Origin of the sequence: Blautia sp. NSJ-140, assembly GCF_022868965.1 — a bacterium.
Classification (GTDB): domain Bacteria; phylum Bacillota; class Clostridia; order Lachnospirales; family Lachnospiraceae; genus Blautia_A.
The window spans coordinates 62,250-78,953 of record NZ_JALIFS010000005.1 but is presented as its reverse complement, the minus strand read 5'-3'; the positions used below and the strand labels follow the sequence as shown (position 1 = coordinate 78,953).

At 46.8% G+C, this 16,704-nt stretch carries 17 protein-coding genes; 1 reads left to right on the top strand and 16 read right to left on the bottom strand.

From position 1 onward, the window contains the following. Complete coding sequence (locus MUB50_RS07555; RefSeq protein WP_110102289.1) at window positions 1-732, top strand: ABC transporter permease; 732 nt, start codon at window positions 1-3, stop codon at window positions 730-732. 91 nt (window positions 733-823) lie between these two features. On the opposite strand, the gene MUB50_RS07550 is transcribed toward MUB50_RS07555, so the two are convergent. The 16 genes from MUB50_RS07550 to MUB50_RS07475 all read right to left on the bottom strand — a co-directional run bounded on the left by MUB50_RS07550 (window position 824) and on the right by MUB50_RS07475 (window position 16,690). Further along, the gene (locus MUB50_RS07550) at window positions 824-3,853 is read right to left on the bottom strand and encodes a hypothetical protein (RefSeq protein ID WP_244790757.1); all 3,030 of its coding nucleotides are present in this window, start codon (window positions 3,851-3,853) and stop codon (window positions 824-826) included. Between the two features lie 112 nt (window positions 3,854-3,965). Then, window positions 3,966-5,216 carry a glutamate-5-semialdehyde dehydrogenase gene (locus MUB50_RS07545; protein ID WP_118368848.1) on the bottom strand — a complete coding sequence of 417 codons (1,251 nt, stop codon included), beginning with the start codon at window positions 5,214-5,216 and terminating at the stop codon, window positions 3,966-3,968. Between the two features lie 43 nt (window positions 5,217-5,259). Continuing rightward, window positions 5,260-5,820, bottom strand: coding sequence for a 5-formyltetrahydrofolate cyclo-ligase (locus tag MUB50_RS07540; RefSeq protein ID WP_244790755.1), 561 nt, complete (start codon window positions 5,818-5,820; stop codon window positions 5,260-5,262). Then, window positions 5,798-6,019, bottom strand: a complete 222-nt coding sequence (locus MUB50_RS07535; RefSeq protein WP_044960849.1) for a DUF896 domain-containing protein — start codon at window positions 6,017-6,019, stop codon at window positions 5,798-5,800. Before MUB50_RS07535 ends, MUB50_RS07540 begins: the two co-directional genes overlap by 23 nt. Window positions 6,020-6,035: 16 nt before the next feature. Further along, on the bottom strand, window positions 6,036-6,899 hold the full coding sequence (proB, locus tag MUB50_RS07530) for a glutamate 5-kinase (protein ID WP_118513575.1): 864 nt from the start codon (window positions 6,897-6,899) through the stop codon (window positions 6,036-6,038). A 34-nt stretch (window positions 6,900-6,933) separates the two neighbouring features. After that, entirely contained in the window at window positions 6,934-7,977 is a 1,044-nt protein-coding gene (locus MUB50_RS07525) for a DUF3048 domain-containing protein (RefSeq protein WP_118513577.1), read from the bottom strand. An 83-nt stretch (window positions 7,978-8,060) separates the two neighbouring features. Then, window positions 8,061-8,555 carry an rRNA maturation RNase YbeY gene (gene ybeY / locus MUB50_RS07520; protein WP_015524845.1) on the bottom strand — a complete coding sequence of 165 codons (495 nt, stop codon included), beginning with the start codon at window positions 8,553-8,555 and terminating at the stop codon, window positions 8,061-8,063. After that, on the bottom strand, window positions 8,552-9,577 hold the full coding sequence (locus tag MUB50_RS07515) for a PhoH family protein (RefSeq protein ID WP_022426778.1): 1,026 nt from the start codon (window positions 9,575-9,577) through the stop codon (window positions 8,552-8,554). The genes ybeY and MUB50_RS07515 overlap by 4 nt, the downstream gene beginning before the upstream one ends. After that, entirely contained in the window at window positions 9,570-10,775 is a 1,206-nt protein-coding gene (locus tag MUB50_RS07510; RefSeq protein WP_118513448.1) for a sporulation protein YqfD, read from the bottom strand. Before MUB50_RS07510 ends, MUB50_RS07515 begins: the two co-directional genes overlap by 8 nt. Next, a complete protein-coding gene (locus MUB50_RS07505; RefSeq protein ID WP_118513445.1) occupies window positions 10,775-11,038 on the bottom strand; it encodes a YabP/YqfC family sporulation protein in 264 nt (87 codons plus the stop codon). Before MUB50_RS07505 ends, MUB50_RS07510 begins: the two co-directional genes overlap by 1 nt. Before the next feature lie 83 nt (window positions 11,039-11,121). After that, window positions 11,122-11,667 carry a DUF2284 domain-containing protein gene (locus tag MUB50_RS07500; protein WP_015524841.1) on the bottom strand — a complete coding sequence of 182 codons (546 nt, stop codon included), beginning with the start codon at window positions 11,665-11,667 and terminating at the stop codon, window positions 11,122-11,124. Next, window positions 11,664-12,626 (bottom strand): tRNA dihydrouridine synthase, encoded by a 963-nt coding sequence (locus tag MUB50_RS07495; RefSeq protein ID WP_110102278.1) that lies wholly within the window; start codon window positions 12,624-12,626, stop codon window positions 11,664-11,666. The genes MUB50_RS07500 and MUB50_RS07495 overlap by 4 nt, the downstream gene beginning before the upstream one ends. Continuing rightward, window positions 12,623-13,414, bottom strand: a complete 792-nt coding sequence (locus MUB50_RS07490; protein WP_110102276.1) for an NYN domain-containing protein — start codon at window positions 13,412-13,414, stop codon at window positions 12,623-12,625. The genes MUB50_RS07495 and MUB50_RS07490 overlap by 4 nt, the downstream gene beginning before the upstream one ends. 44 nt (window positions 13,415-13,458) lie before the next feature. After that, on the bottom strand, window positions 13,459-14,679 hold the full coding sequence (locus MUB50_RS07485; RefSeq protein ID WP_138277745.1) for an L-cysteine desulfidase family protein: 1,221 nt from the start codon (window positions 14,677-14,679) through the stop codon (window positions 13,459-13,461). 77 nt (window positions 14,680-14,756) lie between these two features. Further along, window positions 14,757-15,734, bottom strand: coding sequence for an ABC transporter ATP-binding protein (locus tag MUB50_RS07480; RefSeq protein WP_021650544.1), 978 nt, complete (start codon window positions 15,732-15,734; stop codon window positions 14,757-14,759). Continuing rightward, window positions 15,731-16,690: an ABC transporter ATP-binding protein gene (locus MUB50_RS07475; protein ID WP_173741292.1), complete on the bottom strand. Its 960-nt coding sequence runs from the start codon at window positions 16,688-16,690 to the stop codon at window positions 15,731-15,733. Before MUB50_RS07475 ends, MUB50_RS07480 begins: the two co-directional genes overlap by 4 nt. Window positions 16,691-16,704: the final 14 nt, after the last annotated feature.

Sequence of the window (16,704 nt, the reverse complement as noted above, 5' to 3'; positions counted from 1 at the left end):
ATGGGAATACTTACTATTTTATGGGAAAAATGGGTGGAATTCCGAAGGGATTTCTATAAGATCACGCTGGCAGCTATGATCGCGCCACTGATGTATCTGATCGTTTTTGGAATGGGGATACAGACCTCCTCACATGGGGAGCCTTATCTAAATTTCCTGATCCCTGGTGTGGTTTCACTGACTACAATGAACGGAAGCTTTAATGCCATCGCACAGAATCTGAATGTGCAGCGTCTTTATGAGAAAGCCTTTGACCAGGTTATGATATCTCCGACACCTCTGTGGCAGTTTATTGCCGGACAGATCATCGGAGGCAGTCTCCGTGGGCTTTATGCAGGAGGGATCATTCTTCTTCTGACTATGCCGATCGGAACCGGTCTTGTATTCAACGGATGGTCATTACTGGTGATGTTCCTCAACGGTGCTGTATTTTCTGCCATCGGTGTTGTGGTTTCTTTCCTTGCAAAGAACCATGCGGATGTACCTCGTTTTTCCAACTATATCATTATGCCAATGGCTTTTTTGTGCAACACCTTCTTCTCTACAGAGAAGATCCCGGGCTTTCTTGGGAATTTTGTAGCTGCTCTTCCATTGTCACAGACCAGTCATCTGATCCGTACCATTGCTTCCGGCGGTGGAGTCAATTACCTCAGTATCCTGATCCTGACAGTCTATCTTATTGCATTCAGTATTGCAGCTTCCTGGTTTATCTATAAGAAAAAGAATCTGTAAATTTATCTTTATAAAAAAATCACCGGCTTTCCTGTTCTTTCGGAAAACCGGTGATTTTTTTATTTCTTATGCTACTTTGGCTATTGTGCGTTTAAATATCTTTTTTTCTTCTTCTCACGATCACATATCCACCTGCAAGAAGGGATGCCACTGCCAGTGCGGACATGGTTCCGATCGGTGAGTTATCAGCTGTTGATACTGCATTCTTAGATCTGGTTCCGTTGCCTCCATTGGAGGATGTTGCGGATGCCTCTCCTGTTATGGTTGCGTTCGGATCAGAGCCTGTCTGACCGCCGCCATATGAACCATCTGCTCCCGGAGTTCCGGTAGGTGTCAGTTTTGCAGATTTAAACTGATATACCGCAGATTCAATAGTATCTGTCTGCTGCCACTGACCACCGGTGTAGACGTATTTCTGGAAGAATACATACAGGTTGTATGTAGCGTCTTTGTTGATTCCCTTGGCGGAACCAATCTTCCATGCACTATGTTTCTGACTATCACTAGGATTAGCAGATGTACTCCAATAGAGAGGAACCCATTTAACATCCTGTTCTCCCGGATTATCATTATCTGTTCCTGCACCAACTACCCTAAATTCATAAAATGTATTTGGATAAAACTCTAGTGGATCATCTAAGCCATATACCCTACTATCAGAAACTTTATAAGATTTAGGATTATGTCCTTCTGCAGGACGGTTCTCTTCTTTAAGATTTAGCTTTAACGGAACTGTCTCTATTCCATTATTATCTTTAAAACGAACATAAAGGTCAATGGCATTATCCGGATCAAGATCATTAAGATAAATTGAAATTTCTCTATCTGCTCCGGTTTCTATAGAATTCCCGGAATTATAGATATCTGGTATCTTTGAATTCCCAGCTTCATCCCGAGTTACCCATGCATAATACAGTTTACCTGATTTAGTAGTTACAAATTTAGCAACTGCAGATGTATGACTGGTCCATTCAAATGCAATCCATTTAACATTTGCCGGACGCATAGCTTCATCCAATGCAATCTTCTTTGGTGTACTTACAGTTCCATCAGTTCCTTTGATGCACACATAAACATCAATTGCATTGTTTGCATCCAAATCTTTCAAACTGATCGTGAAATCCTTATTTGCAGAAACATTTTTTCCCTTGCTCATTTTATCAACTGTCGGAGCTTTGGAACCACGTTTTACCCATTTATAATAGTATACACCAGCTTTATCAGAACGCATAGTTACGGTAGCAGATGTATGGCTCTTCCATTTATAACTTATGTTGGAAATCTTCGCAGGTGTTTTAGCTGTTTCTTTTTTCAAAGTAACAGTTGCAATCTTGGTCACTGCTGTCTTTGATCCATCTTTCGCTACTACCTGCACATAGAGATCAATCGCATCACCTTTCAGGTTTTTCAGATCAATCTTAAAATCTTTTTTTTCAGTGATCGCGACATAATTGTCTTTAGCTGTAATGGAAGGTTTATCCGCTCCCTTTGCCACACATTTATAATAGCATTTACCGCTCTTATCAGACTGGAGAACTACTTCTGCAGTTGTTGCAGTTTTACTTTCTGCGCTGATTTTAGTAACCTTTGGTGCTGCCGGTTTCGGATTGTCTGGATTCTGTGCCTGGGTTACTGCAATATCCTTCTTTACACCTTCACCAACAATGTCGTTACCGCTTTCACTTTCTTTTACCCATATATAAAGGTCAATAGTCTTGTCTGTGACATTGGTAAGTTTCAGGGAAGTGGTTTCTCCTGCCTTAACCGTTCCACCTTCTATAGCTTTCTCGATAGTCGGAGCTTCCGCACCTTTTGCAACATATTTATAGAAATATGTACCTGCTTTATCAGATGTGAAGGTTACAGAAACAGTATTTGCTTCTTCACTTGTAGCACTATCAATAGTAACCGTTGGTTTGTTAGAAACAAGCTGACCTGTAGCTGTATTTATTCCATAGCTCTGGTCGCCTTCATAGCTCATCGCATTAACTGCTTTTTCAAATGCATCCGCAGCTAAAGATTCAGGTTTCTGGAAAACTGTATAGTCAACTGTCGGATTCTCTACGGAATATCCAATATTCTGATTCTCAAATGCGCCGGCAATGATGATACTTCCTGCACTCTGATCCTGCTGTCCTAATACGATATTGGATTTTACGCTCTTATCTCCGCTTGTATAGTTCTCGATAATCTTCGGTTCGTCTGCTGCAGCATTCGTTCCTTGTTCCAGGGAAATCGTACCTGTGCTGTAAACAGCTCCACCTGTAGATACATTATCTTTGATCTCGCCACCTGTAATCACAAGTTTACCGCTGTTTTTAACTGCCGCACCTGCTGCAGTAGAGACATTCTTAGAAAGAGTAACGCCTGTCGTCATCACAAATTTAGCGCCAGCTTCTACAGAAACGATCGATCCATCTGCTGCGGTTCCGTCGTTTTTATTACCTTCAACAGAAAGTTTACCGATTTCTGAGGAACCGTCACCTTCATTCTGTGTCATGGACAAAATACTTCCTGCACTCACCTTGAACATATCACCTGCAACACTCCCACGTCCAACTACGGTTGTAGCATCTGTTGCACCAAAAATTGCAATATTCTTTTTGGCAGGAACGGTAATAGTATCTGTGAGATTAAACGATGCACTGATCAGAATCTTATAAGCAGATGTATATAAATCACTATCATCAATAGATCCTGTAAAGTCAGGTGCATTATTAATCGCTGCCTGTAGTTCTTCCGCAGTAGTAACAGTTGCATCTGCCGCAGTAGTTTGCTGCTCCTGCTGCGCCTCTTCCGCCTGGGCCTGAGCTGCTGCCTGGGCCTCTGCTTCTGCCTGAGCCTGAGCTGCTGCCTGGGCCTCTGCTTCTGCCTGGGCCTGGGCTGCTGCCTGAGCTTCTGCTTCCGCCTGGGCCTGAGCTGCTGCCTGGGCGTCGGCTTCACTCTGGGACTGGTCATCCACAGCTGCTCCATCATCTGGTGTTTCTGTATTCTCGTCTGCAGTCGGTGCTTCTGCCTCTGTTACCGCTCCGGTATCTTCAGCGGCAAACGCTGCGGCAGGTGCCATTCCAACAGTCATGGAACCTGCAAGCAGGACTGCAAAAAGCTGCTTTTTTTTCATTTATAAGTCCTCCTGTTATGAGTTAGTCTTTTTAAATCCAATTACAAAAAAGTATAGCACAACACTTCAAAAAAGTAAAGCGGACCGAAAAACCCGCTTTACTTTATTTGTGTTACGGACGTACCTGTCCATTACCATAAATGATATACTTGGTGGTGGTCAGTGCAAGGAGTCCCATTGGGCCTCTTGCATGGAGCTTCTGGGTACTGATCCCGATCTCCGCACCGAATCCAAACTCATTTCCATCGGTGAATCTGGTAGAAGCGTTCACATAAACTGCTGCTGCATCTACCTCATCCAGGAATTTCTGGGCATGGGTATAATCATTGGTAATGATAGCCTCCGAATGCTTTGTATTATATTTATTGATATGTGCAATGGCTTCCTCCACGGAATCCACTACCTTTACAGAAAGGATATAGTCAAGATATTCAGTTCCCCAGTCCTCTTCTGTTGCAGGAACTGCTCCCGGCATCAGAGCCTTTGCCGCTTCATCTGCGCGAACCTCCACATGCTTCTCCTTAAGGCGTCCGGCCAGTACCGGCAGGAAATCATCCTTCACCTTGCGGTTTACAAGAAGGGACTCGCATGCATTGCATACTCCCACACGCTGGGTCTTTGCATTGATCACAATATCCGCTGCCATCTGAAGATCTGCAGTCTCGTCCACATAGATATGACAGTTTCCGGTTCCGGTCTCGATGACAGGGATCGTACTCTGGTTTACCACTGCTTTGATCAGTCCTCTTCCGCCACGTGGGATCAGTACATCCACATACCGGTTCAGCTTCATAAATTCCGCAGCTGTTTCTCTGGAGGTATCCTGGATCAGCTGGATGGCATCTTCGGTAATGCCGCAGGCTTTCAATGCCTCACGGATACAGTTGACAATGGCAGTATTGGAATGGATCGCGTCGCTCCCACCCTTCAGGATCACAACATTTCCGGTTTTGAAGCAGAGGCCGAATGCATCTGAGGTAACATTGGGACGTGCTTCGTAAATGATGCCGATCACACCTAAAGGAACACGTTTCTGTCCGATCAGAAGCCCGTTGGGACGTTTTTTCATACCTGTAACTTCCCCGATGGGATCTTCAAGACCGGTAAGCTGACGAAGTCCGTCTGCCATTCCTTCGATCCGCTCCGGTGTCAGCATCAGACGGTCGATCAGTCCTTCCGGCATCTGATTCTTTTTGCCGTTTTCCACATCCAGGGCATTGGCCTTCAGGATCTCATCCGTATGAGCGACAAGAGCCCTTGCCACAGCTTCCAGGGTTTTATTTTTGTCATTTGTGGAAAGATTTCGAAGGACTGTCTCCGCGTCTTTCGCATTCTGTCCCAATTTTTCAAGCATTTCATTCATTTCCAAATATTCCTGCCTTTCTTTCTGTCTTTACAGCAATATCTTACTGTGCATCGCGGTATATATTCTCTTCCGTCACAATGACCTGCGGACGGATATCCGTAGGCTCTGTTGGAACCTCCGGAAGGATCTGGAAGGAAAATCCTACTGCAACGCGGCAGACCTCCGGATGCTTTTCCAGAAAGCGGTCATAAAAACCGCCGCCATAGCCTACCCGGTTGCAGTTCACGTCAAAAGCCACCCCGGGCATGACCATCATGGCTTCTTCCCAGGAAACCTTTTCTCCGTCTTCCTTTGGCTCCGGGATCCCGAAATAGCCGGATTCCAACTGACTGAAATCGGTCAGTCTGTAAAATACCATATCCTTCCCGAAAACCTTTGGCACTGCCACTTCCTTACCGTCTTTCCAGGCCTGTTCGATAATATAGCGCGTGATCACTTCATGGTTATAATCTGCGTATGCCATGATCCGTTCTGCATTCCGGTATTCCGGAAGCTCTGTCAGGGTCTCTGTGATCCGGAGACTGTTTTCCCGGATCCAGGCATCGGTATGTTCTTTTCTGGCTTTGAAGATTTTTTTTCTAATTTCCTTTTTTTCTTCCATATTTTTCTCCAAGATTGGTGATGCTGCCATCCTTTTCTTTGATATCGATGTTATTCAGATGCGCACGGAGATTCCCCTTCACTGCATCCAGATATTCTCTCCGAAGCTTCGCCTGCTCCACCTTTTCTTCCTCGGTAAGACCTACACTTTTCTGTTTATGTGCCAGTGCGTTGATCCTGTCGATCTTGATATTATCCATCATAATGTTATTCTCCTTAAAGCAGTTTTTCGATATAATCAATGAGGAAGAATTCTTCCTTCTTGTTTCCTACAAATAATGTTCCGCAGCTCCTGCCTTCCACGATCCTGTGGATGTTGTGGAAGTCATTTCCGTTGGCAATGACCATGTCCGCTCCTGCCGCAGTGGCGATGATCGCAGCGGTAAGCTTGGTCGCCATTCCGCCGGTACCCACATTGCTTCCTGTGGAGGATTTGCCAAGCTTACGCATATTGTCATCCATGTTTTCTACAATATCGATAAACTGTGCATCCGGATTGGAATTGGGATCGTCTGTAAAAAGACCGTCAATATCGGACATGAGGATCAGAAGATCCGCATCGATCAGTGCAGCAACCACGGAGGAAAGGGTATCGTTGTCTCCGAATTTTACCAGGTTCTGGAATTCGTAGGAGGATACCGAGTCGTTCTCATTTACAATGGGGATCACCTTTTCTGCCAGAAGCTGCTGGAAGGTATTCTGGGCATTCCTGCGGTTGGTGTTGTTGACCATGGTATTCTTGGTCATCAGGATCTGTGCCACCATCTGATTGTATTCCCCGAAAAGCTTCTGATAAATGGTCATCAGCCTGGCCTGTCCCACAGCTGCACAGGCCTGCTTTTTCTCAAGCTCTGCCGGTTTTCCCTTCATCCCCAGTGCAGCTGCACCTACCGCAATAGCTCCGGAGGATACCAGCACTACGTCTTTCCCCCGGTTATGAAGGTCGCTGAGCTCTCGGGCCAGGATCTCCAGCTTATGAAAATCCAGTCTTCCTGTTTCTGCGTGGATCAGTGATGATGATCCGATCTTGATAACAATGCGTTTCTTGTCTTTCAGTCGTTCCCTGTAATTTGCGTTCATGTTTTTTGTTTCTCCTGATACCTGTATATTAATCTTACTGATAAGTAACGGAATCAATCCTGTCATTCTGTACGATCTCCACCCAGGTAGTACCCGGATTCAGGCGGATCTCCTGTTCATTTCCGTCGTAATAATGCGTGATCCCCCATGGAGAATTCTTCTCCCAGCGGATATCAATGGCTTTGCCTCTGGTAATAAACTTGCCCTCTCCGCCGGAAATGGCATCAATATTCAGATAGCCGTTTCCATCGTAAGCCGGGCAGGATGAATACTGAAGGATGATATTGTCGCAGGTGAGCTGTTCATTATCCAGCTGATCCACATGTTCCCTGCCAAACTGGAATCTCTTATATTCCTTTGTCTCTTCATCGTATTCATACCACGGATGATTATCAGTAAAATTATCCAGTTTCACAAGGCTGGCTGTGATCCCATCCGGCACGGTCTCTGTACCATCTTCTGCAAAAAGATAATGTCCGGTATATTCTTCTTTATATTCCTGGCTGTATCCCATAGCATCTATGCCTGCCTGAAGGTGGCTGGCATCTGTATAGGCATTGTGAGGTGCCTTCCTGTCTGTTGTACGGAAAAAAGCAAGCTTGCCGATCTGGATCCCGTTAAGGTTATCGATCACATGCTGTTCCAGATAAGACAGTGCATAGGCAGCCTGTCCGTAGTGGGCATAGATCGCATTAAATTCGTTGGCGTAAAAGAGATAATAGTCACGGCAGCTGCGAACGGAACCGATCCGTTCCAGCTCATCATAATCTTCGAGAATGCCCATAAGACGGGTAATATTACCTTCCACCGGCGCTTCGTAGACAACACCGGCATGTCCGATACCACTCTGCGGAGCTCCGACACTGTTGTTGCCCATCATCACGGCAACCGGTCTCCTACGTCCAATGCTCTCCGGAACATTTTCGCCGGTGAGATAACTCTTTACCTGGGTTTCTTCCTGTTTCTCCTCATTGGGGACAAAGCCTACCAGATCCTGCCCGGCTCCAAAAGCGGGAACAGTCTGGGCAATGCAGATGCATGCAGCTGTGATACCTGCCAGTATACCTGTCTTTTTCATTCTCATATATTACCTCCTTTTCTTAAAGCGGAAGAGCTTTCCGCTTAGCTTTTCTGTGGGACAGCACGTGGTCATTCGCTGTACTAGCGGTTGATCCCCAGTTCCTTCAGTGCTGCTGCCTGCTTGGCTTCCATGACCTTTGCCTCATCCTCTGTCATATGATCATAGCCCAGAAGATGCAGCATACTATGTGCCACCAGGAAACAGAATTCCCTTGTCACACTATGTCCGTATTCCTCTGCCTGGGCAAAAACCTTAGGCACGGAGATCATGATATCTCCAAGAAGGAGTTCATCACTGTCCAGATCAAAGTAGGACTCATCCTCTTCCACAACGGAATAATCCGCCGGTGTCTCAAAGGGGATCATAGGAAATGACAGCACATCTGTAGGAGCCTGGATATTCCGGAATTCCGTATTTACCCTCTTGATCTCCTCGTTATCTGTCAGGACAAGATTGACCTGTCCGTCATAGGGGCATTTCTCCATTTCAAGAACCTTGTCCGCAACCTGGGATGCAAGGGCAGCATAGTCAATGCCTAACTCCTGATCTGTCTCATATTCGATATTTATGGTCATCTTCTGTACTCCTTATTTTTCACAGCATACCTGTCATCCTTCCTGGATTTGGCAGGCTTCTGTTTTTTTTCATAATCGTCATAGGCCTGCACGATCTGCTGTACAAGTGGATGACGTACAACATCCTTGCTGGTCAGCTGACAGAATCCGATGTCATCGATCTTCTTCAGCACCTTCATCGCCACATCCAAACCGGACGTGGCGTCCCTGGGAAGGTCCTTCTGGGATGCATCGCCTGTGATGATCACCTTGGAACCGAAGCCGATCCTGGTCAGGAACATCTTCATCTGGGCAGGTGTGGTATTCTGCGCCTCATCCAGGATGATAAAGGCATTATCCAGTGTACGTCCTCTCATATAGGCAAGAGGGGCAACCTCGATGAGCCCCTTCTCCATGTTTTTGGCAAAGCTGTCTGCCCCCATGATCTGATACAGTGCGTCATAAAGAGGACGCAGATAGGGATCGACCTTGCTCTGGAGATCGCCGGGAAGGAATCCCAGCTTCTCTCCTGCCTCAATGGCCGGTCTGGTAAGAATGATCCTGGAAACCTCCTCATTGCGAAAAGCAGTTACTGCCATAGCCATGGCAAGATAGGTTTTGCCGGTTCCGGCAGGTCCCACACCGAATACGATCATCTTCTTACGGATCTGTTCCACATAGTCCTTCTGTCCGAGGGTCTTGGGTTTGATCGGCCTGCCCTGTATGGTATTACAGATAAAATCCTTGTCGATCTCCTCCATCACGGAGCCGATCTTCTCCATGGCAAGGGAAAGTGCGTAATTCACATTCTGCTGTGTGATGGTATTGCCTCTGCCCGCAAGTGTATTCAGTTCCTCCACGATTGCCCTGGCCTGTGTGGCTCCCTCCTGGCTTCCCAGAATCTTAAGAGAACCGTCACGGAAGATCATGGTTACGTTCAGAGTACGTTCGATCAGCTTCAGATGCTCGTCAAACTGTCCGAAAATATTCGCCTGGCGGTCTGCCGGCACATCCACATATAATTCGATAATGCTGCTAGCCATCCTCTGGTGTCCTTTCTTTTGGCTGCGTCTTTTTTTCTGTGGGGGCTTCTCTTCCGGTCCTTTCAATGACGGTAAGAGTGCCTCTGCTGACGCAGTCCTGGTGATTTATTTCTATTTTAACATTATTTTCAGATATTTGAACCCCTTTTTCTATTAATTTTTCTTCATAATCATAAAGCCTCTGTATGGCCTGTTTTTTGGCGGCATCCTCTGTCAGTCTTTCTTTTCGAAGCTCAAACCTGCTGGTAGTGATGATTCCCAGGGAAAAAGGAACCTGAAAGATCCCGGTACTGAAAAGAGATTCCCGGCAGATAAGACGATCTTCATTTTGCTGCAGAGGAGAGGAAAGGTCCAGGAAACTGCTTCCAAGCTGAAAAAAAATCGTTGTTTTCTTTTTACCGGACCATACCTTTTTCTCTATGTCCAACGGAAAGGTATCGTAATAGGCAATGGAATGACAGACGTAAATATCCGCATCTGCCTGAACATACTCATAGCGGATGACCTCCTGGCTGTCATCTTTGATATCCACGATCCCGGAAACCAGTTCCTGGCCTTTTTTTATTTCATCCCCGGCCCTGACAAGAGGAGTTCCCTGCCGTGTGACCATGGAATCGATCACTCCGTCCAGAGTCGAAAACAGACTGCAGGATTTTTCTTCCGGCTCTGCTTTTTCTCCAACAGTTCCCTCCCGGATCTCAAAACGCAGGCCCGTTCCCGAAAATCCGGCAGACACCCAGGTGATCTCCGGAAATTCTCTTCGCAGAGAAGCTGCAAGTGCACTGCAGCTGATCTTCTTTCTGGACATTCCGAAATGGATTCCCTGCTCTTTCAGAAATCCCATCAGCTGGGTTGTGGGATTTAGAATATTGCCCCGGATCTCAACGTTCCACACTCTTCCTGACAGTAAAAAAAGAAGGCAGAAAACTGCCAGAAACCCTGCAGGGATCATTTTTCTTCTTTTACAGAAAAGCAGAAAAAACAAAGGCCCGCTTTTTTTCAGGATGTGGATATGTACCCCTGTTTTTCTCCGCAGTGGCGAGATCTGCAGAAAATCCGCTGCCTTCATGGTGAGCTGAAGCTCCGTCTCACCGGTACGGATGATCCTTTTCAGATCCATTTCCCTGCCTCTGCAAAGGTTCACAAACCGCTGGCACTGCTGCCCCTTAACAGAAACCCGCACAAAACCTGGGATCATTACTTATTTCCCTCCTCCAGCGTAATGCTTTCGATCTGCCCGCGGATACATAGTTCAAGGGTTGTATAGCAGGGGATCACAAGGTTTTTCCCACGGATCACAAGTCTGCCGGAAGGTGTCAATATCAGGATCTCCTCCCTTGTATAACTCTGGATATTCCGGTAATTTTCGATCACTGCCCGGCGTTTTCCCGTAAGTATCACCTGCACCTCCCGAAATGCCGGTTCCCCGGGAAGTTCCAGAAAAGCTGACATTTTTCCCATAAAAAAATCCTCCGGCTTTTATCATTAATCTATGCCGGAGGATTTCTTCTTATGTATCTTTCACTGTATCTGCTTTTTGTCTTTTATCTGCGGATCAGCACCATGGAAAACCAGAGAATGGTATTTCCACCCAGATTGTATTCCATAGCTTCCTTTTCTACGATCTCACTGACTACCACGCCATAGCTTTCCAGACATGGATGCATATGCTCCGGAAAACGGCATGGTTTTCCGTCCAGATAGGCACAGCGTTCACAGAAGTCACAGGATTCCGTGGAAAGTGTAAAGGTCTCATAGCCCTCTCCCTCCAGAAAATCACGTACCTTCTCTGTAAGCGCTTCGTGTTCCATTCTTGTGGAAAGCATCTCCTTCATGTTCATGATATCCGATACCTCCGCAACGCTGGAAAAGAAAACTGCTTTCGGATAGCTCCGGATCTTCTTTTCGCATTCTGACAGTTCTCCCACTGCCGGAGGACAGGCCCATGTGCTCCCATAACGTTCACATTCCTGTTTACAGATCGTACGCACACGTGACTGTACTTTAATATCCCCTGTATCCAGCACACGATACTCAAAAATGGGATACTGGGAAATAAATTCATCAAATTTTTCTTTTATACTGTTCATACCTTTAAGATCTCCTGTTCTCCAAAAAGGCTCATAACCGCTGCCTCATAGTCACCAAAATGCTGGGATTTTTTGATCTTTTTCAGATATCTGGCATAATTGGTAAAGCCCGGTGCCATATAACTCCACAATTCCTTCATGCGAAAAAGTACATTTCGTTCTCCTGAAAGATGTTCCTGATAATCCCGGTAAAGACGGTCATGAAACTGACGCAGCTTTTTCCGGTATTCTTCCCGGTGATCCTCTCCGTCTTCTTTTTGCATAATGGCATCCAGAAGATAGGGCCTTGCGATCAGGCCTCTTCCGTACATGACGCTGTCTGCATCCGGAAATTTCTCCCGGATTTCCTGATAAGCCTCCACTGAAAAAATATCCCCGTTATATCCCAAAGGAACCTTCAGCTTTTCCCTTGCCTCCTCATACAGTCCATATCTGGGAATCCCCTTATAATGATCCTTCAGAAGGCGTGGATGGATGATCAGCTCCTTCAGCGGATATCTGCCGTAGATCTCAAGAAGCCGTTCCCAGTCTTCCTCATAATCCGTTCCCACTCTCGTTTTTATGGAGATCTCCATCCCGGTCTTTTCGAAGATCTCATCCAGAAAACGTTCCAGCTTATCCGGCTCGCCCAGGAAACCGGCACCCTTTCCCTTGGCTGTGACAGTTCCCGAGGGGCATCCCAGATTGAGATTTACTTCCCTGTGTCCGTATTCATCCCGGAAGATATGCGCTGTTTTCACAAAATCCTCCGCATTGTTGGTCAGGATCTGGGGAATCACCGGAAGATCTCCGTTGGTTTCCGGTGATACCTCTTTGATCTCCTTGCTGCTGAGACGTTTATTGGGCTTGGCAGTGATGAAGGGAGTAAAGTATTTATCCATGGGATAAAAATAGTCATGATATGCATTCCGATAGACCCAGTTGGTTACGCCCTCCATAGGTGCCAGATAATTCTTCATTGTTTATCCTCCTTCATGCGGAAATAGATCTGCTTTCTCCCTCCGCTTCCCGTGGGGATCCTGCCTGTTTCATAATTTCCCAGAGATTTGATAAAGGGGGTCAACTTGGAATATCCGTAATTACGCACATCAAAATCCGGAAGTCGTTTCCCAAGCTGGTCACCCAGCTGTCCGGAGGAAAGCCATCCCTCTTCGTCAGAAAATTTCTCGATGATAGCATTAATGGCCTTGCGTACCCGCTTGAGGTCTTTGTTCTTCCTGGAGCCGGAGCTGCTCTGTTTGCTGCTGTTTCCGGATTTTTTAGCTTCTGCTGCAGTAGCCATATCTTCCTTCTTCTCTTCCTCCTGCTGGTTGCGGTAGAGAAGATCCAGATATTTAAACTGGTTGCATGCGGAAATAAACGGCTTCGGCGTCTTCTCCTCACCCATACCCAGGACCAGCATTCCGGATTCCCGGAGCCTTGCTGCCAGACGGGTGAAATCACTGTCCGAAGAAACAATGCAATATCCATCCACATTTCCGGAATACAGAATATCCATGGCATCAATGATCATCGCCGAATCGGTGGCGTTTTTTCCGGTGGTATAGCTGTATTGCTGGATAGGAATGATGGAATCCTCCAGAAGAACCTTTTTCCAGGAGGAAAGCCGTGCACTGGTCCAGTCTCCATAGATCCGTTTGTAGGTGGCTATGCCGATGTTTGCCACTTCATCCACGATGATCTTGATGTATTTGTCTGATACATTATCTGCATCGATCAGTATTGCAATTCTTAATTCATTGTCCATAAATCCAACCTTTTCTGTTTAATCTGTGCCATCTCCGATGCGGATCAATGCTCCAGCATGATCTTGAGGATCTCTCTGTCTGTTTCCTTCATACCGTCTTTTCCGATCTGTCCCACACAGCTGATGGTCTCTGCGGTTTCTTCCTGGAGAATTCCTGTATAAGGCGCATAAGACTGCCCGTTCATGGCAAGATGATGCGCCAGGAAGGCTGCGTCAAGACAGGCTGCGATCTTGGCAGCACAGGAGATCTTGGCCCCATCACAGATGATTCCCGGAATATTGGCAAGGGTATTCTCGATCGTTTTTTTGATCAGGGAAATATCTCCGCCTACCATATAGGTAATGGCGGCTCCGGCTGCACAGGAGGCCGATACCGCCCCGCAGAAGGCAGACAGCTTCCCTATATATTGCTTCTGATAGACTGTGAGGAGATTGGAAAACACCAGGGCCCTGTAGAGGCTGTAATCCGGCAGCTCCATCTCTCTTGCATAGACGATCAGCGGAACAGAGCATGCAATTCCCTGATTTCCGCTTCCGGAATTAATGACAACCGGCATATCACAGCCACCCATACGTGCCTCGGAAGCTGCTGCAGTAAGACTTCTCATTCTGGTGAGCATATCATGAGAATAGTTTTCACGGATCACGCGCCCGATACCCAGGCCGTATTTTCCGGTCATTCCCTCATGAGCAATGGCCATATTGCTTCTGATCTGCGCATCCAGAAGTTCCTTTACATCGGAAAGCTCTACGGTATCCGCAAATTCCCGAATATCCTCCAGATTTAACAGGCCTCGGTCCGTCTCTTCCTTTTCTTCCACAGCTTTGTCTGCATCAAGGAGGATTTCCCCGTTTTTGCTGATCCTGGTCACGTTGATATGGTCGTATTTGATCTCCAGGCTGACGGTATCTTCACCAGCATACATTTCGATGATAATGTGAAGGACCACCGGCGTGTCCAGAAGCTCTACCTTACAGATATCTGCCTCCAGAAGTTCCCGGCAGCGTGCCCTGCCCTTTTCATCGACTTTGGAAAGAACCTCCATATCCAGAGAAGCATCTCCTGCCACCGCCCCAAGGATCACACCTGCAGGAATCCCCTTTAAGCCTCCAGAATTGGGAATGATCACACAACGCACATTTTTGATGATATTTCCGGAACATTTTGCTACGATACGCTCCGGCTCTTTTCCAAGGATCTCTCTTGCTCTTGCCGCGCCATAGGCCAGGGCAATAGGTTCTGTACATCCCATAGCCGGGATCATCTCCTCACGGAGGATCGCCAGATAGTTTTTATATATATTTATGTCCACTTTTTTATTTACCTTCCCGTATTTTATGATTATTTCTTTTCCTGATATTTATGACATGCTACCATATGTCCCGGCTCCACCTGACGAAGTGCCGGGGTTTCCTGTCTGCAGCGTTCCTCACACCACGGACAGCGGTTATGGAAGCGGCAGCCCCCGATAGATCTGGACTGTACTCCGGTATCCGTAACGATCTGATCCAGAGTTTTGACTCTTGGGTCCGGAACCGGAATCGAGGAGATCAGCATTTTTGTATAAGGATGCAGCGGATTGGAATAGAGCTTATCTGCATCTGCGATCTCCATGAGATTTCCAAGATAAAGCACCCCGATCTCATCACAGATCTTCTGGACCACCTGCAGCTGATGGCTGATGAACAGATAGGTCAGCCCGTATTTTTCCTGAAGATCCTGAAGCATCTGAACGATCTGGGCCTGCAGGGAAACATCCAGCGCAGAAATGGGCTCATCGCAGACTACAAATTCCGGCTGTACGGAAAGTGCTCTTGCAATGGAAATCCTCTGACGCTGTCCGCCGGAAAACTCATGAGGATACTTCAGAAGATCCTGCTCTTTGAGGCCAACCACGCGGATCAGTTCTTTTGCACGCTCTTTGCGTTCTTTCTGCGTGTACATTTTATGGATCGCCATAGGCTCGCAGATGATATCCTGCACTGTATGGCTTGGGTCCAGAGAGGAATAGGGATCCTGAAAAACGGACTGCATTTTTTTGCGGTATGGAAGCAGTTCTTTTTCCCCCATGGCTCCGATCTCTGTTCCTTCATAAAAAATCTCACCGCCTGTGGGTTTATGATAACGTAGGATTGCCTTTCCGATGGTAGATTTTCCGCTTCCGGATTCTCCTACCAGACCGAAGGTTTTTCCCTTTTCAATAGAAAAGCTTACCTGATCCACAGCCTTCAGTATGCCCGGCTTAAAGGACAGAAGCTTCGGAGATTTCTGTTTAAAATATACTTTCAGATCTTTTACTTCAATTAAGGGCTTGCTCATCTCTTCTCCTCCCTTCTGTGACAGAATATCCTGTGTCCCTCTGAAGCCTCATAATATTTCGGAAGACAGGCCTCACAGGTTTTGTCCGCATATTTACAGCGATTGAGGAAGGGACACAGATCACCGTTTCCGTCCGAAAGATCTCTCTCCAGAAACTGTTCAAAGGTACCTCCCACCCGCGGCATGCTTGCGATCAGTGCCTGTGTATAGGGATGTCCCGGATGAAGAAAGATCTCTTCTACAGTTCCCTCTTCCACTACGTAGCCACCACACATAACAGCTACCCGTTTACAGGTCTGCGCCACAACGCCCAGATCATGGGTGATCAGGATGATACTCATATTGTTCTTTTTCTGAAGTTCCAGAAGCAGGTGAAGGATCTGCGCCTGGATCGTAACGTCCAGGGCTGTGGTGGGCTCATCTGCGATCAGGATCTTCGGGTCACTGCTCATGGCCATGGCGATCATCACACGCTGGCGCATACCGCCGGAAAGCTCGTGGGGATAGCTGTTCATAGCCTTTTCCGGGTCTGTGATACCAACGGCTGTGAGAAGCTCCAGCACCCGGGCCTTTGCTTCTTTTTTATTCATATTGGTATGGCGCCGGATCAGCTCTACCATCTTATTGCCAACAGTGTAAACCGGATTCAGTGCGGAAAGAGAATCCTGAAAGATCATGGCGATCTCACCACCGCGGATCTCACGGAGCGCTGCTTCATTTTTCTTCAGGATATCTTCTCCCCGGAACAGGATCTCACCACCCATGATCTTACAGTTGGATGGTCCGAGACGGAGAATGGATTTGGTGGTCACACTTTTTCCGCTTCCGGACTCTCCTACGATCCCGAAAAAATCCCCCTCACCGATGGCAAAGCCTGCACCTTTTACTGCCTGTGTCTCTCCAAGGTCTGTAAAGAAAGACACCTTCAGATCTTTTACTTCCAGTAATTTTTCCATGTGTAAATGTCCTC